We start from the raw sequence: 25,170 nt of genomic DNA on the forward strand, positions 1-25,170 counted from the left end.
CGCTGAACCGAACGCAAGGAAACCGCCATGTTCACCGCCCTCTACACCGCCAAGTCCGGCATGACTGTGCAGCAGACCAATATCGACCTGCACTCGCACAACCTGTCCAACGTGTCCACCACGGGCTTCAAGCGCAACTTCGCCAACATCGAAGACCTGGCCTACCAGAACTACCGCCAGGTGGGTGCCGCCGCCACCGAGCAAAACCAGTTGCCCACCGGGCTGCACATGGGGCTGGGTGCACGCACGGTGTCCATCGGGCGCAACTTTGAGCAGGGCAGCCTGCAAGAGTCCAAGAACAACCTGGACGTAGCCATCAACGGCAATGGCTTTTTTGAAGTGACCATGCCCGACGGCACCATCGGCTACACCCGCGATGGATCGTTCAAGGTCGATGCACAAGGGCGCATGGTGACCTCAGGCGGCCTGCCTGTGGCCAATGGCATCACCGTGCCCGCCAATGCCACCAGCATCAGCATCAGCAGCGATGGCGCCGTGTCGGCCACCGTACCGGGCAACACTGCGCCCCAGCCGCTGGGCACGCTGGCCATGTCGGGCTTTGTGAACCCCGCCGGGCTGGAGCCCATCGGGCAAAACCTGTTCAAGGAATCGGCCGCCTCGGGCCAGCCCCAGCAAGGCACACCGGGCACCAACGGCCTGGGCATCGTCAAGCAAGGGTTTCTGGAATCGTCCAACGTGAACGTGGTGGAAGAGTTGGTGAACATGATTCAGACGCAGCGTGCCTACGAGATGAACTCCAAGGCCATCTCCACCACCGACCAGATGCTGGCCAAGCTGAGCCAGCTGTAACCCACACGCACCCAGGGCCACCCCACCCCAGGTCATCAGGAAGGCTCGCCATGAACCGCACACACACCACCCACCCACGCCATGGGCTTTTGGCGGCCATGGGCGTGCTCGCCAGCCTGTTGACTACAGGCTGCGCCAGCCTGTCGCCAACGCCCCCCGTGGACATCTTGCCCACAACCCCCCCGCAATTGAGCATTGCACCGCGCGCAACGCCGCAGCCAACCAACGGAAGCCTGTTCAACACGGCCAGCTACCGCCCAGCATTTGAAGACCGCCGGGCCCGGTTGGTGGGTGATTTGGTCACGATCCAGATTGTGGAAAACGTCACGGCAAAGCAGGAGTCTTCCTCCACGCTGGACCGCTCGGCCAACGTTTCTAATGCGGTGACGGCGCTGCCATTTGTCAATGCGACGGATGTCGGCAAGCTGGGGCTGGGCGCCAAGTCTGGCAATGCGTTCTCCGGCAAGGGCGGCACCGAAAGCGCCAATACCTTCTCTGGCTCCATCACCGCCACCGTGATCGATGTCTTGCCCAACGGGCACCTGGTGGTGGCTGGCGAAAAGCAAATCGGCGTGAACCAGAACGTGGACGTACTGCGCTTTTCCGGCACCATCGATCCGCGCGTGATGCAGCCCGGCAGCATCATCAACTCCACCCAGGTGGCCAACGTGCGCATCGAGTCGCGCGGCCGCGGCTCGCAAGGCGAAGTGCAGGCACAGGGCTGGCTGGGCCGGTTCTTCAACAAGGTCACGCCGTTCTGATCCGCAAATGCCGGTGCCAAAGCGCCGCTGGCTGTCTGCATGCGCAGGGGGCCAGCGGCTTTTTCATGTCCCGACTGCACGTGCCGCACGCACCACACACTTCAATCACTATCAAATTTATAGCTGCCAGCGCTTTATCAATGGGCGCCAGGTGGCATTTTTATTGATATTTCTCACCAAGTGGCGTCTAGGGCTGCGCCCACGCTCGAAGCGGCGGGCACTACGCAGATCGCAGGCAAAAGGCTGGTGAACCGGCTTCTTTTTGGGTTTTAGTTTTTGCCATGGCAACCCACAATGGAAGCCATGAAAGCCTCGTCCCACTCCCTTTGGCCGCGCAAGCTGCGCGCACTCTGGCTCCTGCTGGCCGCAGTGCTGGCGGCCGTAGCGCCCACCGCGCACGCTGTGCGCATCAAGGAAGTGGCGGCGGTACAGGGCGTGCGCAGCAACCAACTCACAGGCTACGGCTTGGTCGTGGGGCTTGACGGCACGGGTGACCAGACCACCCAGATGCCCTACACCACGCAGGCCATGTCCAACTACCTGCAGCAAATGGGCATCACCCTGCCGCCTGGCACCGCCTCGCAGCTGCAGCTCAAGAACGTGGCGGCCGTGATCGTGACCACCCAATTGCCCGCTTTTGCCCAACCTGGGCAGACGCTGGACGTGAATGTGTCATCCATGGGCAACTCCAAGTCGCTCAAGGGCGGCACGCTCATTGCCACGCCGCTGCGCGGCGCCGACGGCGAGATCTACGCCCTGGCCCAGGGCAACCTGGTGGTGGGCGGCGCAGGCGCAGCGGCAGGCGGCAGCAAGGTGCAGATCAACCACCTGTCGGCAGGTCGCATTCCACAAGGCGCCCAGGTCGAGCGGTCGGTCCCCACCCCGCTGAACGAGGGCGACACCATCAACCTGGGGCTGAATGCATCGGACTTCCAAACCGCCCGCAAGGTGGCCCAGGCCATCAATGCCAAGCTGGGCAACGGCCTGGCCACCGCCCTGGACGGGCGCACCGTGCAGGTGCGCGCACCGCAAGACCCCGGCGCGCGGGTGGGCTTCATTGCCGACCTGGAAGAGCTGCCACTCGAAAACTCCACCCCCGCCGCCAAGGTGGTCATCAACGCCCGCACTGGCTCCATCGTGCTGAACCAAGCCGTGACGCTGGGCTCGTGCGCCATTGCGCATGGCAACCTGTCCATCACCATCAGCTCCACCCCGGTCATCAGCCAGCCCAATCCGCTGTCGCAAGGGCAAACCGTGGTCACGCAAAAGAGCGATATCACCATCAACCAGGAGCCGGGCAACATCATCCAGATGCCCCCCTCGGCCCAACTGGCCGATGTGGTGCGAGCCCTGAACCAGCTGGGTGCCACGCCGCAAGACCTGCTGGCCATCTTGCAGGCCATCAAAGCAGCAGGTGCACTGAATGCGGAGCTGGAGGTGATCTGACATGGCCATGACCCTGCCTTCGTCCACATCGACCAGCGCGCACCAGGCGCTGGCGGTGGACACGCGCTCGCTCAATGCCCTGAAGTACGAAGCCGGGCAAAACAGCCCCGAGGCCACCAAAGAGGCGGCCAAGCAGTTTGAGTCGCTGTTCATGCGCGAGCTGATCAAGAGCATGCGCGACGCCACCATGAAGTCGGGCATGCTCGATAGCGCCGGAGGCGACCTGGGCACCGACATGCTGGACCAGCAACTGTCGGTGCAGATGTCGGGCCAGCCTGGGGGCTTGTCTGAAGCCATCGCCCGGCAACTGTCTCGCCAGATGGGTGCGGCCGAGCCCACGTTCTCTGTGCCCTCCACCTTGAGCCTGCAGCAAGTCACTGGCCGCGGCACTGCGGCCACCAAGGCGGCCACAGGCTCCGCCAGCATCGCAGGCGTGACCACCACCCCCGCCCCCAAAGGGCGCGATGAATTTGTGCAGCACCTGAGCAACACCGCAGAAACCGTGGCCAAGGAAAGCGGCATCCCCGCCAGCTTCATGCTGGGCCAGGCAGGCCACGAAACCGGCTGGGGCAAGAGCGAGATCCGCAACAAGGATGGCTCGACCTCCTACAACCTGTTCGGCATCAAGGCCGGCAAGGGCTGGACAGGCAAGGTGGCCGAGGTGACGACCACCGAGTACGTGGACGGTGTGCCCCGCAAGGTGGTGGCCAAGTTCCGCGCCTATGACTCGTACGAAGCATCGTTCCGGGACTACGCCCAGCTCATCACCAACAGCCCCCGCTACGAAAAGGCCCAAGCCACCGCCAAGACGGGCTCGGCTGTGGCTTATGCCACCGAGCTGCAAAAGGCGGGCTACGCCACCGACCCGGAATACGCCAGAAAGCTCAGCGGTGCGATCCATAGCGCGCTGCGGGCCCAAAAGGCACAAGCGTGATGGAAGCGGGGTAAATCATGGGACTGCTCAACGTAGGCGCCCGCGCCCTGATGGCCAACCAGGTCGCGCTGCAAACCGCAGGCAACAACATTGCCAACGTCAACACGGCCGGGTACTCGCGCCAGACCGTGGTGCTGCAAACCGTGCAGGGCCAGTTCACGGGCGGCGGCTACATCGGCCAAGGTGTGGATGTGCAAACCATTTTGCGCAACCAAAGCGAGCTGCTCACCCGCCAGTCGGCCGCAGCGGGCTCGGTCAGCGCCGCCGACACGGTGCGGGCTGAACGGCTGAGCCAGTTGCAAGAGATTTTCGGCGGCGGCACGGCCGGGCTGGGCGCTGCCATCACCGACATGATGAATGCGTTCTCTGACGTGGTCAGCTCGCCCACCGACCTGTCTGCGCGCACGCTGGTGCTCACGCGCATTGACGAGACGGCGGCCCGCATGCGCACCTCGGCCGATCGCATCAACGAGATCCAGTACACCGTCTCTGAGCAGCTGCAAAACAGCGCCAACACCATCAACAACCTGGCCCAGCAAATGGCCTCGGTGAACGAGCAAATTGCTCGCGCCACCGGCAACGGGCAAACGCCTAACGACCTGCTGGACCAGCGCGACCAGATCATTCGCGAGATCAACCAGTACGTTCAAACCACACAGATCCCGGCCGACGACGGCACCGTGGGCCTGTTCGTGGGGGGCAGCCAGCCCCTGGTGCTGGGCACCACGGCCACCACGGTCTCGATTGCAGACTCCTCCACCTTCCCCGCCAGCGGGCAGCTGAAGCTGCTCTTCAACCGACCCGGCTCACCCTCCATTGAACTGGACGAAAACACGCTGGGCGGCGGCAGCGTGACCGGCCTGCTCAAGTTCAACAACACCGACTTGGCCGAAGGGCGCAACCTGTTGGGACGCATGGCCATGGCCATCGGCATGGAGCTCAACAAACAGCAAAACCAGGGCCTGACGCTGGACGGGCAGCTGGGCAAAGACCTGTTTGCCCTGCCCACCAGCATGCCAGGCACCACCAACGGCACGGCGGTCGGCAACGTCACCTTCACCGACTCCACGAAGTTCGCAGCATCAGACTACGAAATCCGCTTCACCACGCCCCCCGCTGGGCAAGTGGTGCGCCTGTCCGACGGCAAATCCACGGCCTTCACCAATGCGGCCAACCTGGCCAGCCAGCAGATTGATGGGCTGACCTTCAACCTCACCGCCACCGGCGCTGCGGGCGAACGCATGCTGTTCAAGCCCTTCAGCACCGCCGCTGCCAACATGCAGGCACTGGTGTATTCGCCGCGCGACCTGGCTGCGGCCAACCCGGTGAATGCGGCCATGGGCACATCCAATGCAGGCACGCTGCAACTGGCCAGCCTGACGGCCAAAGACGGCTTTGTGGCGCCCCCCATTCCGGCAGGCGTACAGCTGACCTTCTCCGCAGGCCCGCCAACGACTTACAGCGTGACAGGCTCGACCACGCCGCCCTCAGGCACCACGGGCTTGGCCTACACGGCGGGCACGCCCATCGTCATCGACGGCTGGGAGATCACCCTCAAGGGCACGCCCAAGACCGGTGACACGGTGAAGGTGGGCAATGCACTGGACCCTCAGTACGGAGACAACTACACCCGCAACGCAGGCAACGCCACGGCGCTGATGAACCTGCGCGATGTGAAGATGTTTGATGAATCCACCATGAGCGATGGCTACGCCAGTGCCATGGCGCAAGTCGGCACACGCACGCAAAGCGCGCTGTTTGCCTCCGAGCTGTCAAGCACCATTGCCAACAACCTGGAAAACGGCCGCACCTCCGTGTCCGGCGTCAACCTGGACGAAGAGGCAGCCAAGCTTTTGCAGTACCAGCAGGCCTACCAAGCGTCGGCCAAAATGCTGCAGATTGCGCAGAGTGTCTTTGACACCCTGATCCAGAACCTGGGTCGATGACACCCTCTGAAGTCCTCCGTAGGAGCCTGACATGAGCAATACCATTTTTCGCGTTGGCACCGCCAACATGTATGACAACTCCATCCGCAACGTGTCGGCGCGGCAGGCTTCGCTGGTCAATCTGCAGGAGAACCTGACCTCGGGCAAACGCGTGGTGCGCGCTAGCGACGACCCAGTCTCTGCCGCCCAGGCCGAGCGGGCGATGACCCGCATGACCCGCATCCAGACCGAGCAGCGCGCCCTGGAAACCCAGCGCAACGCCATTGCCCAGGCCGAGTCATCGATGGGCGACGCCGTGAGCCTGGTACAAGAGGTCCGCGAACTGATGGTGAACGCAGGCAACGCATCCCTGAGCAGCAGCGAGCGCGCCACCATTGCCAACCAGTTGCAGAGCCTGCGCGACCAGCTCACGGCCGTGGCCAATCGCACCGATACCAATGGCGTGCCGCTGTTGGGCGCACTGGGCAGCGCACAGTCACCTTTCATGGGGCCGTTGAGCGGTACACCCGACTATCTTTTCTCGGGCCAGGCAGGGCAAAACGCCAGCACTGGGGTGTCCATCCCCAACACACTGGATGGGGATGCCGCCTTCATGTTCGATGCCAACCGCGATGGCAGCTTTCACGCAACGATCACGCAAGGCACCAGCACCGTGATCCTGCCCGGCGCCACGACCGGCTCGGTGCCCACGGGCGCGCAGCCCAGCCGTGCGCTGAACACCTCGGCCATTGACATTGCCCCAGGCACCACCTTCAACAAAGACCCCGCCACCGGGCAGGCCTACACCTACAGCGTGAGCTTTTCTGGCGTCACGCTCAACCCGGCCACCAACACCCTGTCGGCCACCTACAACATCACCAGCACCGACCCGGCCTTTGTGCCCCCTGCCGCGCAAACACTGAACCCGATCAAGATCGGCGAGAAGAACGAGTTCAGCATCAATGGGCTGCCCACCGGCATGTCGATGAAGATCACGGCCACGCCCACCAAGGCGGTGGACGGCACCATCACCGTGGCGCCCGCCAATGGCGACACACTCAATATCTCGCCCAACGCCAGCCTGTTCAGCGTCATAGACAAAGCCATCACCGAGCTCAAGGCGGCCCCTAACTCCAACGTGGCGGCACAAGCCTCGGGGCAAGCGCTGGCCAACATCGACATCGGGCTCGAACGCCTGAGCAATATCCGCAGCTACGCGGGCGAGTTGCTCAACCGCGCAGATCGCATCACCGGCGACCAGGACAAGCGCTCCGTTCAGCTGGAGGCCGACCGTTCCCGGGCCGAGGATCTGGATATGATCAAAGGCATTTCAGACTTCGAAAACCAGCAGACGGGCTACCAGGCAGCGCTGCAGACCTATGCATCGGTTCAGAAGCTTTCGCTGTTCAACTACATCGGCTAGCGTTCCGACCCGCGCAGCGCGTCGGGTCGGCCAGACGGCCCACATCGCCTGAGAGCACATGGTCCAATCCGTTCTTGGCAGTTTGATTCTGGGCTACCGCCCCTTGTGGAACCGTGCCCGCAAACTTGCCGGTGTGCAGCTGTACTTGCACAACGAATCTTCAACGATGGTCGATGCGGGCCACCTGCTGCGCACCCTGCAAGAGCTGTGGTCGGCCAGCTCGCCACCGCTGCTGCTGTCGCCCCAAACGCACCAGTTGCTCGCCAGCCTGCTCGAAAGCGCGCCGCGCGGCGCGCCCTGGATTGAGGTGCGCAACGACTGGCTGAACGACTCCACCATCTTCAACCAGGTGCGCGCCGCACACCGGCGGGGCCTCAAGCTGGTGTGGCGCGGCGAAATTGCCAGCCTGCCCCCGGCCGAAATAGCCCGGTGCTTTGACAACAGCTTGCTCACCCTGCGGCCTGAAGACACCATTGCAGCCCTGCAACGCGCGCCACAACAGCCCGGCAGCCCCAAGCCACCGCCACGCAACCTCAGCCCCATCCTGGCGGGGCAGATGTACGAAAACGTGGCCAGCCGGGCGCTGATGGAGCATTGCCTGGACAACAACGCCCTGGCATTGGCTGGCTGGCCCGCCGAAGACGTGCTCTACAGCATGCGCCACACGCCGCAGCAGCCTTCGCACGCAGTGATCCACAAGCTCATGCGCGCCATAGATGCCGAGCAATCGCTCGAGACGTTCGAAGACATCATGAGCGAGGACCCCATCCTGGCCTACCGGTTCATGATCTACACGAACTCGGCAGCGCTTGGGCTGCGCACCGGCATCGACTCGCTGCGGCGCGGGCTGGTGATGATGGGCTATGGGTCCATCCAGCGCTGGCTGTCCGACCAGCTGCCGCATTCCAGCACCGAGCCCAACATGCAGCCCATCCGCGAAGCGATGGTGATGCGCGCGCACCTGACCACCCAGCTGCTCAATCCCGGCATGGAAAACGAGCTGCGCCGCGAGATTTACCTGTGCGCGCTGCTGTCGCAAATGGACGAGTTGCTGCGTGAGCCCCTGGGCACCATCCTGCACCGCATTCCGCTGTCCGAGCGCATTTACGACGCCACCGTGCTGCGCACCGGCCCCTACGCACCCAGCCTGCAAATGGCCTGCGCGCTGGAAGGAGATGACGCCAGCGTGATCCGCCGCCTGTGCGAAGAAGACGAGCTGGACCTGGAAGAGGTCAACCGCGCCCTGCTGCGGGTGCTGAGCGAGCTGGAAGTGGAACGCCCCCCGACCAGCCGCTGAGGCTGGCTGAGGCGACTTAGAGCGGCCAACAAAACTCAGCGAAGCGGTTATGGCTAGGCGCTGCGTCGCAGGCAGTACGCGTAGTACGACAAGACGCTGCAACGACGCCAGAAGAGTTTTGTTAGCCGCTCTTACTCCAGCACCCCCGGCTGGGTGACCAGGTAGCTGTACAGTGCCGCAATGGCCTGGCGCACCTTGGCCGGCTGCGCGTCGCGCTGGGGCGTGACGGCCCAAATATCGAGCGTGCCAAACGACCACTGCGGCAGCAGCCGCACCAGCCGTCCACTGGTCAGTGCGTCTTGCACATCCAAGCTGCCCATCAGCGCCAAACCCAGACCGGCCTCACACATCTGCTGGATCGACAACTGGTTGTTGCTGGCAATGCGTGGCTGCACCCGCAGGCTGCGCGTTGCGCCATCGGCATGGTGCAAGTCCAGCAGCAGGCCGCCGCCTTCGCGCGCAAACCCCAGCCAGCTGTGGGACAGCAGCGCATCGGGCGTGTCTGGCGCGCCATGCTGCGCCACCCAGCCGGGTGACGCACACAGCCACCACTGCAACGCCCCCAAACGGCGTGCCGCCCAGCTCGAATCGGCCAGGCGACCAAAGCGCACGGCCAGGTCCACACGGGCGTTGATGAGGTCGATGGGCGCATCGTCCACCAACAGCCGCAAACGCAGCGCCGGGTACTGCGCCAGCAAGTCGCCCAGCGCAGGCGCGATGTGCCGCGCAAAGCCCACCGTGGCCGACAGGCGCAATTCGCCACTGGGCGCATCGCGCGAAGCGGCCAGCTCGGCCCGCGCCTGCTCGGCCGCAGCGCACATGGCCGCGCATTGCGCGTGGTAGCGCTGGCCCGCTTCGGTAAGCGCCAGCTTGCGGGTGGAGCGGTGCAGCAGCGTGACGCCACCCTCGCGCTCCAACTGGCGCACCTGCTGGCTCACGGCCGAAGGGCTCATGCCCAAGGCCCGCGCCGCGCCCGTCATCGAGCCGTGCTGCACCACCGTGGCAAACACCGCCATGCGCTTGAGATCGTCCATCGATTCACCCTTTGACTTCCAACAGCTCGACACACCACACCAACCGGCTGCCTCGGTCGATTGTGAAGCCCAGCTTCAAAGACAAAGCCAATTTTGCCCTCTACCGCGCGGGCGTTGTTAGCCATAACCTTGCTCCATCTTCACTTGGAATAGCAACTCAGACTTGCAGGAACACACCATGCACATCGCACTGATTGGCGCCACCGGCTTTGTGGGCACCGCCCTGTTGAACGAACTGCTGCAGCGCGGCCACCGCGTCACGGCCCTGGCACGCACTCCCAGCAAAATCGCCCCGCACGAAGGCCTGAGCGTGGTGCAAGCCGATGTGACCGACCCCGCCCAGGTGGCCCAGGCCGTGCGGGGCACCGACGCCGTGGCCAGCGCCTACAACCCCGGCTGGACGCACCCCGACCTGCACGACGAATTCCTGCGCGGCAGCCGCGCCATCACCGCAGGCACCAAAGCCGCAGGCGTGCAACGCCTGCTGGTGGTGGGCGGCGCTGGCAGCCTGTATGTAGCGCCTGGCGTGCAACTGGTGGACACCCCCCAGTTCCCTGCCGAGTGGAAAAATGGCGCACTGGCCGCCCGCGAAGCGCTGAACCTGTTGCGCCAGGAATCCACCTTGCAGTGGACCTTCCTGTCCCCCGCCATCTTGCTAGAGCCCGGCGAGCGCACCGGCCAGTACCGCCTGGGCACTGAATCACCCCTGATGAATGGCGAGCAGCCCGGCAAGATCAGCGTGGCCGACCTCGCTGTGGCCATCGTGGACGAACTGGAAGCGCCACGCCACCTGCAGCAGCGCTTTACGGTGGCGTATTGATTGCATCGCTTACCCAATTGCTACTAATTACGTAGCATTTAGCGCTTATACACAAAGCGCTACAGGTGAATTTCACGACAAACCCAGCCCACAACTTCTCACAAATTTGCAGCACTTTACCCAGCCCTCACACCGCTTGATGCGGGGTTCACCGTGGCTTTCTCACAATCGGTGTTTGCTGAAAGGAGCACACCATGAAATTTGCCAAAGCGGCTGCGTTTTCGTTGACTTTGCTGGCCTCGGGGGCTTGGGCGCAGCCTGCGGGCGGGCCACCTGGGGGTGATCGGCCACCGATGAGTGCGGAGCTGAAGGCTGCGTTTGAGGCCTGCCAGGCGCAGGGCAAGCCAGGCGATGCGGCGTTTGAGGCGTGCATGACGGCCAAGGGTTTCAAAAAGCCCGAGGGGGCGCCCAAGCCGCCATCGCAGTGAAGCGTTGAAAGGGGCCATCAGCCGTTGTCCCGATTTCGACTTCAACGCTCTGTCAAAGCCCCGCACCTGCGGGGCTTTTTTTGTGGCTGGGGTATAGGCCCAGGGGTGGTGGATGGGCGCAGACCTGCGCCTCCTCTCCCGTTCATCACCGATGACCCAGGCAACTATTTCATGGCCGCCACCACGTGCTGGTAGGTCTGCCAAAAAGCGGCCTCTTGCGTGGTGGCGAAGTTGATGCGCATGAGGGTGCTGGGTTTGCGCTCGGCATGGAACAGGGCGCCGGGGGCGAGCAGGTAGCCTTCGTCCAGCATGCGCTGGGCCAGGGCGTCGGTGTCTACGCCGGTGTCCACCCAGCCGAACAGGCCCACGGGCTCTGCCGCGAAGGTGCAGCCCGCCTGCAGGGCAAGCTTGACGCTGCGCGAGCGGGCAGCGTCAAGCCGGGTGCGGATGCGCTCGGCATGGCGGCGCAATTGGCCTTGCTCGATGCACAGGGCCAGGGCTTTTTCCAGCAGCGCGGGGGTGGTGAGGGTGGCCAGCAGCTTGGTGTCGAGCAAGGGCTCAATCAGCCCTGGCGGCGCGGCCAGGAAGCCGATGCGCCAGTTGGGCGCGAGGATTTTGGCAAAGCCACTGACGTAGATGGTGCGCTGCAGGCCATCGAGCGCGGTGAGGCGCGTGGCGTGCTCGGGGGCGATGTGGCTGTAGGTGTCGTCTTCGACCACATGGAAGTTGTGCTGGTTGGCCAGCTGCAGCACGCGGTGCGCGCTGCCGGGCGACAGGCAATACCCCGTGGGGTTGTGGAAGACGCTCACGCTCACGTACAGCTTGGGTTTGTGCACCTCGCAGTAGCGGGCCATCACCTCCAGATCGGGCCCATCGGCGCGGCGCGGCACGGGCAGGATGTGCATGCCCAAGGCAGCCAGCCGCGCAAACTCCACCGCCCAGCCGGGCTCTTCCACCATGACCGGATCGCCCGGGCGCAGCAGCGTGCGGCTGACGATATCGAGCGCATGCGTGGCCCCCACCGTGGTGATGATGTGCTCGGGCACCGTGTGCACGTTGAGGGTGGAGAGCTTTTTCGCCAGCAGGCGGCGCAGGCCCGCATCGCCCAGTGGCTCGCCGTATTGCAGCGAAAAGTCTTGCAGGCTGCGCGAGTGGGTGACCTTGCGCACCGCTGCGGGCAAGAAGGTGGACTCCAGCCACGCGGGCGGGAACACACCCATGCCGGGCTGGGGCTTGTCGCTGATCTTGTGGAACATGCCACGGATGAGGGCAGTAGCGTTCACCGGCGACACCCCTGGCGCCGCACGCCCGGCGGCCCGGGCGGCAAACCAGTGGGCGGTGCTCCAGTTGGCGGCAGAGCTTTCCAGCGCCGGGTCCACCGCCGCCGCGTCCACGCCGTCGGCATCGGCTGCGTCCCGCAGGGCATCGGTGGCGCGGCCGTTCTCGCGCACAAAAAAGCCCCGGTTCTTGCGCGCCTCGACCAGCCCTTGCGCCAGCAACTGGTCGTACGCAGACACCACGGTGGAAGGGCTGACCCCGTTTTGCTGCGCACACTGGCGCACCGAGGGCAAGCGCGCGCCGGGAGCAAGCAGCCGGTTGCGGATGCGCTCGGCAAACCGGGCAGAGAGCTGCTCGGTGAGCGACTGGGTGGGCGATTTCATCAGCATAGGGTTATCCCGAAGGCGTCGGCAGGTGTGGGTTTGTGTACTGTTCTGCCAGGCAATACAGATTGAAAAGTGCGCTGACTGTCTGTACTGGTTGTGTATTGGTTCGCAAGATTACATTGAATGCCTGTTCCCGACAACAAGACCTTCCCTGCCCCACCCCATGAGCGCCGCCGAACTCACCGCCCTGCTGCTGTTTTGCACCGCCATGAGCTTTTCGCCGGGGCCCAACACCACCTTGTCGACCGCGCTGGCGGCCAACCTGGGCCTGCGCCGCGCCTTGCGCTTTTGCCTGGCCGTGCCCACGGGCTGGACGCTGCTGATGCTGGCCAGCGGACTGGGCCTGGGCGCCCTGATCACCGGGGTGCCCGCACTGCGCTGGGCCGTGACCTTGCTGGGGGTGGCCTACATGCTGTGGCTGGCGGCCAAGCTGGCCCGCGCCGGGCAAATGAGCACCGTGGACGCTTCGCGCCTGCAGGTCACCTTCTGGCAAGGCGTGGGGCTGCAGTTTGTGAACATCAAGGCCTGGATGCTGGCGCTCACCCTGTCGGCAGGCTGGGTGGTCAACGCGGCCGGGCAGCCTGCCACCAACCCGGGTGAGCGGCTGGCCATCATCTGCGCGGTGATGATGGTGTTCGCCTTCACCAGCAACTTTGTGTATGCGCTGGTGGGCTCGCTGCTGCGGCAGTGGCTGGCGCAGGGCGCACGGCTGCTGTGGTTTAACCGCACGCTGGCCCTGGTGCTGGTGCTCACCGCGACCTGGATGCTCACGCTATGACCATGAACGCCGCCCAAGAAAAAGAAGCCCTGCTGTGGGGCATGGTGGGCATCACGCTGTTTGCCGCCACGCTGCCCATGACCCGGCTGGCCGTGGGCACCACCGAGCTGCCCCAGCTCTCGCCCTGGTTCGTCACCTTTGGCCGCGCGGCGGTGGCGGGGTTGCTGTCCATCGGCTACCTGCTGTGGCAGCGCGCGCAAGGGCGGCTGAAGGTGCCCCTGCGGGCCGAATGGCCGCTGCTGGCGGTCACGGCGTTTGGGGTCATCGTGGGGTTTCCGCTGTTTCTGGCGCTGGCGCTGCGGCATGTGCCCAGCACGCACGGGGCCGTGGTCACGGCGCTGCTGCCGCTGTCTACCGCCGTGCTGGGCGCGCTGTGGTTTCGCCAGCGGCCCTCCAAAGGTTTTTGGGCCTGCGCCGTGGTGGGCAGCGGCCTGGTGCTGGGCTTCATGGTGTGGCGCGCGGGCGGCATCTACCTGGGCGCGGCCAACATCTACCTGTTGATTGCCATGACCACGGGCGCACTGGGCTACATCGGCGGCGCGCGCCTCACCCCCCGCCTGGGGGCCGAGCAGGTGATTTGCTGGGTGCTGGTGTGCAGCCTGCCGCTCACGCTGCCGGTGGCCGTCTGGTTTGCGCCCAGCCATGCCGCCGAGATCCAGGCCACCAGCTGGATGGGCTTTGTCTATGTCTCGCTGTTTTCGATGTGGATCGGCTTTTTTGCCTGGTACCGCGCCCTGGCGCTGGGTGCCGTGCGGGTCAGCCAGATCCAGCTGATCCAGCCGTTTTTGAGCCTGCTGTTTGCCGTGCCCCTGGCCGGCGAGCGGCTGGACGCCACCACGATGGTGTTTGCCCTGGCCGTGATCGCCACCGTGTACGTGGGCAAACAAATGCCCGTTCAACAAGGAGCCCCCGCATGAGTGCCACTACAACTCCAGAGCAACGGCTGCAACAGTTGGGCCTGGTTCTGCCCACCGTGTCCGCGCCGCGCGGCAACTTTGACTCCTATGTGCTCGACGGCAACACCCTGTACCTGTCAGGCAAGGGATCACCACTGCGCAACGACATGGCAGTGGTGCCCAAAGTGGGCAGAGAGATCAGCACCGAAGAGGCGTGCGCGCATGCCCGGGAAATCGGCCTGCACCTGATCGCCACCATGCAGGCGGCCCTCGGCGAACTGTCGCGCGTAAGCCGTGTGGTCAAAGTACTGGGCATGGTGAATGCGGTGCCCGACTTCATGCAGCACACCGAGGTCATCAACGGCTGCTCCGACCTGCTGGTTCAAGTATTTGGTGAAGCGGGGCGGCATGCGCGCTCGGCCGTGGGTGTGGGCTCGCTGCCGCGTGGCTTTGCGGTAGAGATCGAAGCCGTGGTTTCGGTAAAGGTCTGATCGCCATGCAAATACAACACATCCCCTTTGCCACCACCGACTGGTCCGCACTGCCCCGCGAAGAAAAAAGTGCACAGGCGGGCCAGGCCTTCTGGCGCACGCAGCAGTTTGGCGATGTGCGTGTGCGCATGGTCGAGTACACGCCCGGCTACGTGTCAGACCACTGGTGCACCAAAGGCCATGTGCTGCTGTGCCTGAGCGGCGAGCTGCACACCGAGCTGCAAGATGGCCGCCAGTTCACACTCAAGCCCGGTATGAGTTACCAGGTGGCGGACAATGCGGAACCACACCGCTCCACCGCACCGCAGGGGGCTACCCTGTTTGTGGTGGACTGAACCCCGGCGCCGTTTTGCACGGGTTTTTGATTTTTTCTGACGACTTTGCAACGTTGGGTGGCCCTGCCTGTGCACCACCCCTAGGAGAACGAGAGTGAAACTGAACGACCTTCCACAGACCAGCACCTGGACCCTGGCGCGCCGCGCCGAGCGCATGAACCCCTCGGTCATCCGCGAAATCCTGAAGGTCACGGAAAAGCCCGGCATCATCAGCCTGGCGGGGGGCCTGCCTTCGCCCAAGACCTTCCCGGTATCGGCCTTTGCCGAAGCCTCTGCCGCCGTGCTGGCCAACGACGGCCACGCCGCCCTGCAATACGCCGCCAGCGAAGGCTTTGCCCCGCTGCGCCAGGCGATTGCCGACTTCCTGCCCTGGGATGTGGATGCTGACCAGGTGCTGATCACCACCGGCTCGCAGCAAGCGCTGGACCTGATCGCCAAGGTGCTGATCGACGAAAACAGCCGCGTGCTCGTCGAGACCCCTACCTATCTGGGCGCACTGCAGGCCTTCACGCCCATGGAGCCTGCCGTGGTGGCCGTGGCCAGCGACGATGAAGGCGTGCTCATCGACGACCTGAAAGCCAAGGTGGGCACGGGAGCCGACAAAGCACGCTTTTTGTACGTGCTGCCCAACTTCCAGAACCCCACCGGCCGCACCATGAGCGATGCGCGCCGCGCCGCACTGGTCCAAGCCGCTGCCGAGCTGAACCTGCCGCTGGTGGAAGACAACCCCTACGGCGACCTGTGGTTTGACAACCCACCACCCGCACCGCTCACGGCCCGCAACCCTGAGGGCTGCATCTACATGGGCTCGTTCTCCAAGGTGCTGGCCCCCGGCCTGCGCCTGGGTTTTGTGGTGGCCCCCAAGGCGGTGTACCCCAAGCTGCTGCAAGCCAAACAAGCGGCCGACCTGCACACGCCCGGCTACAACCAGCGCCTGGTGGCCGAGGTGATGAAAGACAACTTCCTGGACCGCCATGTGCCCACCATCCGCGCGCTGTACAAGCAGCAGTGCGAGGCCATGTTGGCCGCGCTCGACAAGGAAATGCAGGGCCTGGGCGTGCAGTGGAACCGCCCCGACGGCGGCATGTTCCTGTGGGTGCGCCTGCCTGAGGGGATGAGCGCCATCGAACTGCTGCCCAAGGCGGTGGAACGCAACGTGGCCTTCGTGCCCGGTGCGGCCTTCTATGCCGACAACGCCGACCCACGCACGCTGCGCCTGTCGTTCGTCACCTCCACGGCCGAGCAGATCGCCACCGGCGTCGCCGCGCTGGCGGCCGCCATTCGCGACCAGAAGTGACAACCCCTGAGTCGCTGCGCTCCGTCCCTCCCTCTCCACGCGTTGCGCGCTGCGTGAGGGGGACGCAGCCAGCGGCCTGGCCCAGTCCGTTGCGCGGCTGCCTCGTGTGGGCTGCGTACTCTTCATGCCCCCTGGCCGCGCTACGCACTATGAAAGTGGACCCAACATGCTAAGACTCTGGGGACGCCTGTCGTCCATCAACGTACGCAAAGTGGTGTGGGCTGCGCAAGAGCTGGGCCTGCCCCTGCAGCGCACCGACGCGGGCGGGCAGTTTGGCCTGGTGCGCGAGGCCGATTACCTGCAACGCAACCCCAACGGCCTGGTGCCACTGATGGAAGACGACGACACCGGCTTGGTGCTGTGGGAGTCGAATGCCATCGTGCGCTACCTGTGCGCCCGGCATTCGGTGGGCAAGTTCTACCCCGAGGAGTTGCCCACCCGCTTTGTGGCCGAGCAGTGGATGGACTGGCAACAGACCACGCTGAACCCCGCTGGGCGGGATGCCTTTGTCCAGTGGATACGCACACCCGCTGCGCAGCGCAACAGCGCGCTGATTGCCGCCTCGGTCACCGCCACAGAACCCCTGCTGGACATGCTGGAGCAGCACCTGTCCACCCGCCCGTTCATGGCGGGTGAACGCTTCACCATGGCCGACATCCCGGTGGGCTGCGAGCTGCACCGCTGGTGGGGCCTGCCGCAAGAGCGGCCCGCACGCCCGGCGCTGGAGCGCTGGTACCGCACCGTCAGCACCCGTGCTGGCGCGCGGGGCGTGCTGGACCAGCCCCTGGCCTGACCCCTTTGTTTTCACCGGTATGGACACCCCGTCCAGCCGCCGGTGTGCCCCGTTTCACCATCCATTCCCTGAGGAGAAAACCATGCGCCACCGCCCCTTTCAGCAAGTCGATGTATTCACCGCCACCGCCTACCGAGGCAACCCACTGGCCGTGGTGCTGGACGGCACGGGCCTCTCAACCGAAGCCATGCAGCAGTTCACGAACTGGACCAACCTGTCTGAGGCCACCTTTGTGCTGCCCCCCAGCTCGCAAGCCCGCGCCGCCGGGGCCGACTACCGCGTGCGCATCTTCTGCCCCGGCCGCGAGCTGCCCTTTGCCGGGCACCCCACGTTAGGCACCTGCCATGCGTGGCTGAAAGCAGGCGGACAGCCGCAGGCAGCGGGCAAGGTGGTGCAGGAATGTGGCGTGGGCCTGGTCACGCTGCGCCAGCAGGGCGAGCAACTGGCCTTTGCCGCACCTCCACTGATCAAGAGTGGCCCCCTGGCGGAAGAGGATGTGGTGTTGATCGCCAAGGGCCTGGGCGTGGCGCGCAGCGACATCCTGCACCACGCCTGGTGCGACAACGGCCCCAACTGGCGCGGCGTGATGCTGGCGAGCAGCGAGCAGGTGCTTGCACTGAAGCCCGACGCCAGCGTCCTCGGCCAGCTCGACGTAGGGGTGGTCGGCCCGAGCGGTAAGGTGGGTGTGATCGGCAGCAACGACGCCGAGGGCATCGCCTTTGAAGTGCGCGCCTTCTTCCCCGGCAACAACGGCTTGGCCGAAGACCCGGTGACGGGCAGCCTGAATGCCGCACTGGCGCAGTGGCTCATCGGCGCAGGGCTGGCCCCCACGCAGTACGTGGCCAGCCAGGGCACCTGCCTGGGCCGCGCTGGACGCGTGCACGTGGAGCAAGACGGCGACACCATCTGGGTGGGTGGCAGCAGCGTGACCTGCGTGGCCGGTGAGGTGCTGCTGTGAGCGCAACCGTCGCCGTGCGCGCCCCCTGCATAGACCACCTAGTGGTGTACGCCGCCGACCTGCCCAGCGGCGTGGCCTGGTGCGAGCGCACATTGGGCATCACACCCACGGCGGGTGGCGAGCACCCGCTGATGGGCACCCACAACCGCATCTTCAACATCAGCAGCCCCACGCATCCCCGCGCCTATCTGGAAGTCATTGCTATCAATCCAGGAGCTATCAGCGCTCGACCAGCGGGCGCTAGACGCTGGTTTGATATGGATGATTCCACGCTGCAAGCCCAGGTGGCGCAGCACGGCCCGCTGCTGATCCACTGGGTGGCCAGCGTGCCCGACGTGGCCGAGCGGTGTGCCGCACTGTCTGCGCTAGACATCGATCGTGGCTCCATCCTCACCGCCAGCCGCCCCACGCCGAACGGCCTGCTGCAATGGCAAATCACCGTACGCGACGACGGCCTGCGCCTGATGGACGGCTGCCTGCCCACCCTCATCCAGTGGGAGGCCGTGCACCCCTGCGACAGCCTGCCCGCCAGCGGTGTGCAGCTGCAGCAGCTCACGCTGCAGCACCCGCAGGCGGCCACATTGCAGGCGGCGTGCGCAGCCATCGGGGTAGCCACAGGCGTCGCCATCACCCCCGGCGATGCACCGCGCCTCACTGCGCAGCTCATCACCCCGCACGGGCCTGTGGCCATCACATCCTTCACCCCGGAGACCTGAACATGCTGTTTTCGCCGCAAGAACTGCTGCTTTTCGTACTCGCCGCCCTCGTTCTGGTGCTCACGCCCGGCCCCAACATGGTGTACTGCGTCTCGCGCAGCCTCACCCAGGGTCCGCGTGCCGGGCTCATTTCGCTGACCGGCGTGGTGCTGGGCTTTGTCGTGCACCTGCTGGCAGCGGCACTGGGCCTTACCGCGCTGCTGGCCGCCGTGCCGCTGGCGTTTGACGCCATCCGCTACGCCGGGGCCGCCTACCTGCTGTGGATGGCCTGGCAGGCCGTCAAGCCCGGTGGCGCCGCGCCGTTTGAAGCGCGCAACCTGCCGCACGACAGCCCGCGCACGCTGTTCCTCATGGGCTTCATGACCAACCTCTTGAACCCCAAGGTGGCCATGTTCTACCTGTCGTTCTTCCCGCAATTCCTGCACCCCGAGCGCGGCCAGCTGCTGCTGCAAAGCCTGACGCTGGGCGGCGTACAGATCGCCACCAGCGCCGTGGTCAACGCACTGCTCATCCTGTGCGCCGCCCAAGTGGCGGTTTTCCTGAACCGCAACGCCGCCTGGATGCGCGCGCAGCGCTACTTCATGGGCACTGTGCTTGGCCTGCTCGCGCTCAAATTGCTCACCGAAAAGAAAGCCGCCGCATGAACGCCCGCCTCGACATCGCCTCCCTCTTGCCCACGCTGGCCGACATCGAGGCCGCCGCCGAGGTCGTATACCGCGACTTTGCTGCCACGCCACAGTACCGCTGGGGCCTGCTCAGCGAGCGCCTGGGCACCGACTGCTGGCTCAAGCACGAGAATCACACGCCCGTGGGCGCGTTCAAGATTCGCGGCGGCCTCACTTACTTCGACCAGCTCGCCCAGCGCGGCGCCATGCCGAAGGAAGTGATCAGCGCGACACGCGGCAACCACGGCCAGAGCATGGGCTGGGCCGCGCGCCGCCATGGTGTGGCCTGCACCATCGTCGTGCCACGCGGCAACTCGGTCGAAAAGAACGCGGCCATGCGCGCTCTGGGCGTCACGCTGGTCGAGCATGGCGACGACTTTCAAGAAGCGCGCGAGCACGCCAAGCACCTCGCCATCGAGCGCGGCGCGCACATGGTGCCCAGCTTCCACCCCGACCTGCTCCGCGGCGTGAGCACCTACTGGTGGGAGTTCCTTCGCGCCGTGCCGCAGCTGGACGTGGTGTACGTGCCCATCGGCCAGGGCTCGGGCGCGTGCTCTGCCATTGCCGCCAAGCTGGCGCTGCAGCACCCCGCACGCGTGGTCGGTGTTGTGAGCAGCCATGCCACCACCTATGCGGATTCGCTGGCGGCAGGGCACGTGGTCGAGGCACCTGTGACCACCCAACTCGCCGACGGCATGGCCTGCCGCGTGGCCGACCCCGAAGCCCTGGCCGTGCTGGCCCCGCACATAGACCATATCGTGCAAGTAAGCGACGCCGAAGTGGCCGCCGCCATGCACGCACTGTTCACCGACACGCACAACGTGGCCGAAGGGGCAGGCGCTGCCGCGCTGGCGGCTGCGCTGCAGGAACGCGACCAGCTACAGGGTTTGCACGTGGGCCTGGCGTTGACGGGCGGCAACGTGGATGCGCCGGTGTTCAGCAACATTTTGACGGGCTGATTCCGTTGCACACACAAGTTATCATGCTATTTATTCAGTAGCATTGGTCGCTTGTGTGACAAGTACCACGGCCTCGTTCTGGCCACAATCCGCCGCATGGGAACCCTCTACCTCGTGCGCCATGGCCAGGCCTCGTTTGGCGCTGCAGACTATGACCAGCTCAGCCCCTTGGGCCATGAGCAAGCGGTGCGCCTGGGCCAGTACTGGCGAGCGCGAGGAATGCAGTTTGACGCCGTTCTGACCGGCACGCTGCGCCGCCACACGCAGACGCTGGCGGGCATTGCCGAAGGCCTGCAGACCACGCCCGAAGTGCTGCAACTGCCGGGCCTCAACGAGTACGACAGCCACGCGCTCATCAGCGCCATCCACCCCCAGCCCCTGGGCCCGGCCGACACACCCGAGCGCTACCGCGCGCACTTTCGTGTTCTGTGTGACGCGCTGGCGCAGTGGATGGCGGGCGTCATCAGCCCCCAGGGCATGCCCACCTGGGACGAATTTGCAGGCGGCGTGCGCGCCGCGCTCGACCACGTACGCCACCACCATGCGGGCCAGAACGTGCTGCTGGTGAGCAGCGGCGGCCCCATCTCCACGGCGGTGGGCGAGGTGCTGGGCACGGCGCCAGAGGTGACGATTGCGCTGAACATGCGCATTCGCAACAGCGCGGTGACGGAGTTCTCGATTGCGCCCAAGCGGCTGATGCTGCAGACGTTCAATACCCTGCCCCACCTCAATGAACTAGAGCACGCGGCGCTGATCACCCACGCCTGAGTCGAAGCGGACAAGGCCCAAACGACAACCCGACGGCCTCAACGATTCACTACACCGGCCCGCTGCGTCGCCCTCGCCGTGCACCGCCACGCATGCGGTAGGTGCGAGGCAAGTGTTCATGGTCGGCCACCAGCCAGTCGGCGTTGCGCTGCAACTGATCGAGAGCCCGGTTCAACGCATCCAGCGCCTCGGCGTCCATCCCGCGCAGCAGGGCCTGGTTGATGCGCCGCACGGGCGGGAAAAGTGCCGCATACAGCGCATGCCCCTGCTCTGTCAGGCACAGCCGCGCCTGGCGTTTGTCGCCCGGCACAGGCTCGCGGGTGATCAGCTTTTTGTCCAGCAGCGATGAAATCGCACGCGAGGTCCGCGCCCGATCCAGCGACAAGCGCTGCGCAAGCTCTGAGGGAGGCAGGTGGGGATGCTGCTGCAGCCACATCAGCACGGCCCATTCGCGCCGGGTAATGCCATGGCCGCCCTCGCACAGCCGCACCACCAGGCTACCCGCCGATGCCGTCACCTTGCTCAAGCGGTACAGCAGCAGTTCGCTCGCAGATTGGGGATCAATCAGGGAATACGATGAAGTCGACACGGCACAGCCCTGCAACAGTTGATTTGAACAATTGATTGTCGCGCTCCTAGAGTAGTGACCAGTTGGCAATCCTGTGGAGTACATCTGATGCAAAACCTTCGCCGCCGCACCTGGCTGGCTGCCGTCGCAAGCGGACTCAGCGTGACTACCGCGCTGACCGGGCTCTTGGCCGCCACCGTACATGCCCAAACCCCAGCCGATGCGCCGCTGCGCATCGTGGTGGGCTACCCGCCCGGCGGCTCCAGCGACCGCGTCGCGCGGATCGTGGCCGACAAGCTGCAAGCCAAGCTGGGCAGCCCAGTCATCGTCGAGAACAAGGCGGGCGCAGGAGGGCGCCTGTCGGCCCAGTATGTGAAGGCCGCACCGGTCCACCAGCCTGCGCTGCTGCTGGCCAACCCCGCCGTGATGGTGGTGGCGCCGCTGGTGTTCCCCGATGCGGGCTACGACGCCGAACGCGACTTCCGCGCCGTGAGCCATGTGAACAGCTACGAATTTGGCGTGGCCGTAGCCAGCGCCGTGCCGGTGAAAGAGCTGCCCCACCTGCTGGCTTGGTTGCGCGCCAATCCTGCCCAGGCCAACTTTGGTGTGCCAGCCACCGGCAGCCTGCCCCACTTCTTTGGCCTGATGGTGGGCGACGCCGCCAAAGTGCGCGCCGAAATCGTCGGCTACCGCGGGTCTGCCCCGCTGACCACCGACCTGATCGGCGGCCAGGTGCCCGTAGCGTTCGACACCTTGGACAGCCTGCTGCCCCAGCACGAGGCGGGCAAGGTGCGCGTGCTGGCAGTCTCCAGCGCCAAACGCAGCCCGCTGGCACCCAATGTGCCCACGTTCAAGGAAGCCGGGATGGACCTGGTGGCCACTGGTTGGAACACCTTCTTCGCTCCCGTCAGCATGCCCGCTGCGCAGGTGGAGCGCCTGTCGCAGCTCATCCAGGACGTGATGAAAGACCCCGACACGCGCCGAAAGTTCGAGGCCGCCAACATGGAACCCGTGGCCGCCAGCCGTGCGCAGACCGAGGCCATGCTCAAGGCTTACAAGGCGCAGTGGGCGCCTGTGGTGCAACGCTCAGGCTTCAAGCCTTGACAGGAAGCCCCCTGAGCGGGGTTGCCGCTTCCCCCGGCGGGGGACGGGGCAGCCTCGCTGCGGGGCGGCCCTAGCTTGCCGCCCCTCGCGCTGGCCCGTGACGGTGACACAGGTCGCAGTGATTGGATGCCGATATTGGACTTTTTGAGATGAACACAACCCACCGCCCCAACATTGTTTTCATCGTGGCCGATGACCTGGGCTATGCCGACCTGGGCTGCTACGGCGGCCGCGACGCCAGCTTTGGACCCGTCTCACCCGTGCTGGACGGCCTTGCGGCCCACGGCCTCAAGCTCACCCAGGGCTACTCCAACTCGCCCGTGTGCTCGCCCACCCGCTTTGCGCTGATGACGGGCCGCTACCAGTACCGCCTGCGTGGTGCGGCCGAGGAGCCCATCAACAGCAAAAGCCGGGGCAGCACCACGCTGGGCCTGCCGCCCGAGCACCCCACGCTGCCCTCGCTGCTGCGCGATGCGGGCTATCGCACAGCGCTGATGGGCAAGTGGCACCTGGGCTACCCGCCTGCGTTCGGCCCACTGCGCTCGGGCTACGACGAATTCTTTGGCCCCATGTCGGGCGGGGTGGACTACTTCACCCACTGCAGCTCCACCGGCCAGCACGACCTGTACCTGGGCGACGCCGAGCAGCAAGAAGACGGCTACCTCACCGACCTGATCACCGACCACGGCCTGGACTTTGTACGCCGCATGGCCGGGGGTGCACGCAGCGGCACGCCGTTCTTTCTGAGCCTGCACTACACAGCGCCCCACTGGCCATGGGAAACGCGCGACGACGAGGCGCTGGCGCAGGAGGTGAAGGGCAACCTCTTTCACCTGCACGGCGGCAACATCGACACCTACCGCCGCATGATCCACCACATGGACGAAGGCATAGGCCGCCTGATGGATTTGCTGCGCATCGAGGGGCTGGAACGCGACACGCTCGTGGTGTTCACCAGCGACAACGGCGGCGAGCGCTTCTCGGACAACTGGCCCCTGGTGGGCGGCAAGATGGACCTGACAGAAGGCGGCATCCGCGTGCCGTGGATTGCGCACTGGCCCGCGGTGATTGCCCCCGGCGGCACCAGCACGCAAACCTGCATGACCATGGACTGGACCGCCACGATGCTCGACGCAGCAGGCGCGCCCGCCGCCGCCAGCCACCCGCTGGATGGCCGCTCGCTCATGCCCCTGCTGCGCGACGCCACTTGGCACGACGACCAGCCCCAGTTCTGGCGCATGAACCACCGGGGCCAGCGCGCCCTGCGCCACGGCCCCTGGAAGTACCTGCGCGTGGACGGGCACGACTACCTCTTCAACCTGGAAGGCGACGAACGCGAGCGCGCCAACCTGGCCCCTATCGCCCCAGAACGCCTGGCAGCCATGGTGCAGGCGTGGGAAGCGTGGGAGGCCACCATGCCACCCATCCCTGCCGATGCCACGGTGAGCCTGGGTTATGGGGTGAAGAACATGCCGCAGCGGTAACGGGCTGCTTTGCAAGCTGCATCTTAAAGTCCGCTCAAAGGGCGATCCCAAATCACCTGCCTGTGCGCTGACTGAGCTGCGTGCTTATTCCATGTGCGGGAGCCGGGAAGTGCGCCCGGCGGCGCAGTAACTTTCTCTTGTCTCGCCACCGGATCGCCGGCCGAGAGAAAGTCACCAAAGAGAAAGCGACCCCGCTGTCTGCGTCCCCTGCGCTGCGCTACGGGGTAACCTGCGGTGCTCGCGTCCAGCGGGGTCTCGCTCAGACAGTCGCGAGCCCTGATCCGCTGGCCGCTGCGCTCCTCGGCGCACACAGAGGGGATGAGGGAGCGGACATCCATTCGGGCCATTGCTTCGCTCGGCCCCGTCTCGCGGGCGCAAGCGCCTCGCGCTGCGCAGGCCGGGCCGAGCACAGCGATGGCCCGTGCGGCTGTTTGGCTGTTTGGCTGTTTGGCTGTTTGGCTGTTTGGCTGTTTGGCTGTTTGGCTGTTTGGCTGTTTGGCTGTTTGGCTGTTTGGCTGTTTGGCTGTTTGGCTGTTTGGCTGTTTGGCTGTTTGACTCCCCCCTGTGGCTGCGCCTGCGTCGGGGCGGTTGCGGGGTGGCTCGCGCGTCGCAGCGCGCGAGCTTCGTCATCTGACTCGCTGCGGCTGTCTGAACGAAGCTGCTACGCAGCGCAGTGAGTTCCGCAGCGCACCCCGCAACCGCACCGCCGCAGGTTGCCCCTTCGCTATGCGAAGGGGTCGCAGACTTGGGGTCGCCTTTTCTTTGGTGACTTTCTTTTGGCGACGCAAAAGAAAGTTACTGCGCCGCCGGGCGCAC

Annotated in this window: 25 protein-coding genes; 22 read left to right on the plus strand and 3 right to left on the minus strand. The window is 65.4% G+C overall.

Annotated features, from left to right (window positions below):
- Window positions 1–27 precede the first annotated feature (27 nt).
- The 7 genes from flgG to C8C98_RS04905 all read left to right on the plus strand — a co-directional run bounded on the left by flgG (window position 28) and on the right by C8C98_RS04905 (window position 8,596).
- On the plus strand, window positions 28–810 hold the full coding sequence (flgG, locus tag C8C98_RS04875; RefSeq protein ID WP_121453357.1) for a flagellar basal-body rod protein FlgG: 783 nt from the start codon (window positions 28–30) through the stop codon (window positions 808–810).
- Between the two features lie 50 nt (window positions 811–860).
- The gene (locus C8C98_RS04880) at window positions 861–1,571 is read left to right on the plus strand and encodes a flagellar basal body L-ring protein FlgH (RefSeq protein WP_121453358.1); all 711 of its coding nucleotides are present in this window, start codon (window positions 861–863) and stop codon (window positions 1,569–1,571) included.
- Between the two features lie 294 nt (window positions 1,572–1,865).
- Complete coding sequence (locus C8C98_RS04885) at window positions 1,866–3,017, plus strand: flagellar basal body P-ring protein FlgI (protein WP_121453359.1); 1,152 nt, start codon at window positions 1,866–1,868, stop codon at window positions 3,015–3,017.
- A 1-nt stretch (window position 3,018) separates the two neighbouring features.
- Entirely contained in the window at window positions 3,019–3,951 is a 933-nt protein-coding gene (flgJ, locus tag C8C98_RS04890; protein WP_121453360.1) for a flagellar assembly peptidoglycan hydrolase FlgJ, read from the plus strand.
- Between the two features lie 17 nt (window positions 3,952–3,968).
- Entirely contained in the window at window positions 3,969–5,897 is a 1,929-nt protein-coding gene (gene flgK / locus C8C98_RS04895) for a flagellar hook-associated protein FlgK (RefSeq protein WP_121453361.1), read from the plus strand.
- Between the two features lie 31 nt (window positions 5,898–5,928).
- Window positions 5,929–7,299, plus strand: coding sequence for a flagellar hook-associated protein FlgL (gene flgL / locus C8C98_RS04900; protein ID WP_121453362.1), 1,371 nt, complete (start codon window positions 5,929–5,931; stop codon window positions 7,297–7,299).
- A 58-nt stretch (window positions 7,300–7,357) separates the two neighbouring features.
- Window positions 7,358–8,596: an HDOD domain-containing protein gene (locus C8C98_RS04905; protein WP_121453363.1), complete on the plus strand. Its 1,239-nt coding sequence runs from the start codon at window positions 7,358–7,360 to the stop codon at window positions 8,594–8,596.
- A 131-nt stretch (window positions 8,597–8,727) separates the two neighbouring features.
- Here the strand turns inward: C8C98_RS04905 and C8C98_RS04910 are convergent, their stop codons facing one another.
- Window positions 8,728–9,630, minus strand: a complete 903-nt coding sequence (locus tag C8C98_RS04910; protein ID WP_121453364.1) for a LysR family transcriptional regulator — start codon at window positions 9,628–9,630, stop codon at window positions 8,728–8,730.
- A gap of 178 nt (window positions 9,631–9,808) precedes the next feature.
- Here C8C98_RS04910 and C8C98_RS04915 point away from each other — a divergent pair, with 178 nt between their 5' ends.
- Both C8C98_RS04915 and C8C98_RS04920 read left to right on the plus strand, forming a co-directional pair.
- Window positions 9,809–10,450: an NAD(P)-dependent oxidoreductase gene (locus tag C8C98_RS04915; protein ID WP_121456033.1), complete on the plus strand. Its 642-nt coding sequence runs from the start codon at window positions 9,809–9,811 to the stop codon at window positions 10,448–10,450.
- A gap of 194 nt (window positions 10,451–10,644) precedes the next feature.
- The gene (locus tag C8C98_RS04920) at window positions 10,645–10,878 is read left to right on the plus strand and encodes a hypothetical protein (RefSeq protein WP_121453365.1); all 234 of its coding nucleotides are present in this window, start codon (window positions 10,645–10,647) and stop codon (window positions 10,876–10,878) included.
- A gap of 164 nt (window positions 10,879–11,042) precedes the next feature.
- On the opposite strand, the gene C8C98_RS04925 is transcribed toward C8C98_RS04920, so the two are convergent.
- On the minus strand, window positions 11,043–12,545 hold the full coding sequence (locus C8C98_RS04925; RefSeq protein ID WP_121453366.1) for a PLP-dependent aminotransferase family protein: 1,503 nt from the start codon (window positions 12,543–12,545) through the stop codon (window positions 11,043–11,045).
- A 160-nt stretch (window positions 12,546–12,705) separates the two neighbouring features.
- Between C8C98_RS04925 and C8C98_RS04930 the strand changes: the two genes are divergently transcribed.
- The 11 genes from C8C98_RS04930 to C8C98_RS04980 all read left to right on the plus strand — a co-directional run bounded on the left by C8C98_RS04930 (window position 12,706) and on the right by C8C98_RS04980 (window position 21,198).
- Complete coding sequence (locus C8C98_RS04930) at window positions 12,706–13,320, plus strand: LysE family translocator (RefSeq protein WP_121453367.1); 615 nt, start codon at window positions 12,706–12,708, stop codon at window positions 13,318–13,320.
- A gap of 2 nt (window positions 13,321–13,322) precedes the next feature.
- A complete protein-coding gene (locus C8C98_RS04935) occupies window positions 13,323–14,237 on the plus strand; it encodes a DMT family transporter (protein WP_121453368.1) in 915 nt (304 codons plus the stop codon).
- Window positions 14,234–14,707 carry a RidA family protein gene (locus C8C98_RS04940; protein WP_121453369.1) on the plus strand — a complete coding sequence of 158 codons (474 nt, stop codon included), beginning with the start codon at window positions 14,234–14,236 and terminating at the stop codon, window positions 14,705–14,707. The genes C8C98_RS04935 and C8C98_RS04940 overlap by 4 nt, the downstream gene beginning before the upstream one ends.
- Before the next feature lie 5 nt (window positions 14,708–14,712).
- Window positions 14,713–15,042 (plus strand): DHCW motif cupin fold protein, encoded by a 330-nt coding sequence (locus C8C98_RS04945; RefSeq protein WP_121453370.1) that lies wholly within the window; start codon window positions 14,713–14,715, stop codon window positions 15,040–15,042.
- Window positions 15,043–15,136: 94 nt separating this feature from the next.
- On the plus strand, window positions 15,137–16,339 hold the full coding sequence (locus C8C98_RS04950) for a PLP-dependent aminotransferase family protein (protein ID WP_199726548.1): 1,203 nt from the start codon (window positions 15,137–15,139) through the stop codon (window positions 16,337–16,339).
- A 166-nt stretch (window positions 16,340–16,505) separates the two neighbouring features.
- Window positions 16,506–17,132 (plus strand): glutathione S-transferase family protein, encoded by a 627-nt coding sequence (locus C8C98_RS04955; protein ID WP_121453371.1) that lies wholly within the window; start codon window positions 16,506–16,508, stop codon window positions 17,130–17,132.
- A gap of 82 nt (window positions 17,133–17,214) precedes the next feature.
- Window positions 17,215–18,090, plus strand: coding sequence for a PhzF family phenazine biosynthesis protein (locus C8C98_RS04960; RefSeq protein WP_121453372.1), 876 nt, complete (start codon window positions 17,215–17,217; stop codon window positions 18,088–18,090).
- Window positions 18,087–18,806 carry a VOC family protein gene (locus tag C8C98_RS04965; protein WP_199726549.1) on the plus strand — a complete coding sequence of 240 codons (720 nt, stop codon included), beginning with the start codon at window positions 18,087–18,089 and terminating at the stop codon, window positions 18,804–18,806. The genes C8C98_RS04960 and C8C98_RS04965 overlap by 4 nt, the downstream gene beginning before the upstream one ends.
- A gap of 2 nt (window positions 18,807–18,808) precedes the next feature.
- Window positions 18,809–19,450 carry a LysE family translocator gene (locus C8C98_RS04970; RefSeq protein ID WP_121453373.1) on the plus strand — a complete coding sequence of 214 codons (642 nt, stop codon included), beginning with the start codon at window positions 18,809–18,811 and terminating at the stop codon, window positions 19,448–19,450.
- Entirely contained in the window at window positions 19,447–20,430 is a 984-nt protein-coding gene (locus tag C8C98_RS04975) for a threonine dehydratase (RefSeq protein ID WP_121453374.1), read from the plus strand. The genes C8C98_RS04970 and C8C98_RS04975 overlap by 4 nt, the downstream gene beginning before the upstream one ends.
- A gap of 96 nt (window positions 20,431–20,526) precedes the next feature.
- Entirely contained in the window at window positions 20,527–21,198 is a 672-nt protein-coding gene (locus C8C98_RS04980; RefSeq protein WP_121456036.1) for a histidine phosphatase family protein, read from the plus strand.
- 49 nt (window positions 21,199–21,247) lie between these two features.
- Here C8C98_RS04980 and C8C98_RS04985 read toward each other — a convergent pair whose 3' ends face one another.
- On the minus strand, window positions 21,248–21,787 hold the full coding sequence (locus C8C98_RS04985) for a MarR family winged helix-turn-helix transcriptional regulator (protein WP_233574457.1): 540 nt from the start codon (window positions 21,785–21,787) through the stop codon (window positions 21,248–21,250).
- An 87-nt stretch (window positions 21,788–21,874) separates the two neighbouring features.
- Here C8C98_RS04985 and C8C98_RS04990 point away from each other — a divergent pair, with 87 nt between their 5' ends.
- Window positions 21,875–22,870, plus strand: coding sequence for a tripartite tricarboxylate transporter substrate-binding protein (locus tag C8C98_RS04990; RefSeq protein WP_121453376.1), 996 nt, complete (start codon window positions 21,875–21,877; stop codon window positions 22,868–22,870).
- Window positions 22,871–23,019: 149 nt separating this feature from the next.
- The gene (locus C8C98_RS04995) at window positions 23,020–24,354 is read left to right on the plus strand and encodes a sulfatase (RefSeq protein WP_121453377.1); all 1,335 of its coding nucleotides are present in this window, start codon (window positions 23,020–23,022) and stop codon (window positions 24,352–24,354) included.
- Window positions 24,355–25,170 lie beyond the last annotated feature (816 nt).

It is taken from the genome of Acidovorax sp. 106 (genome assembly GCF_003663825.1).
GTDB lineage: Bacteria > Pseudomonadota > Gammaproteobacteria > Burkholderiales > Burkholderiaceae_C > Acidovorax.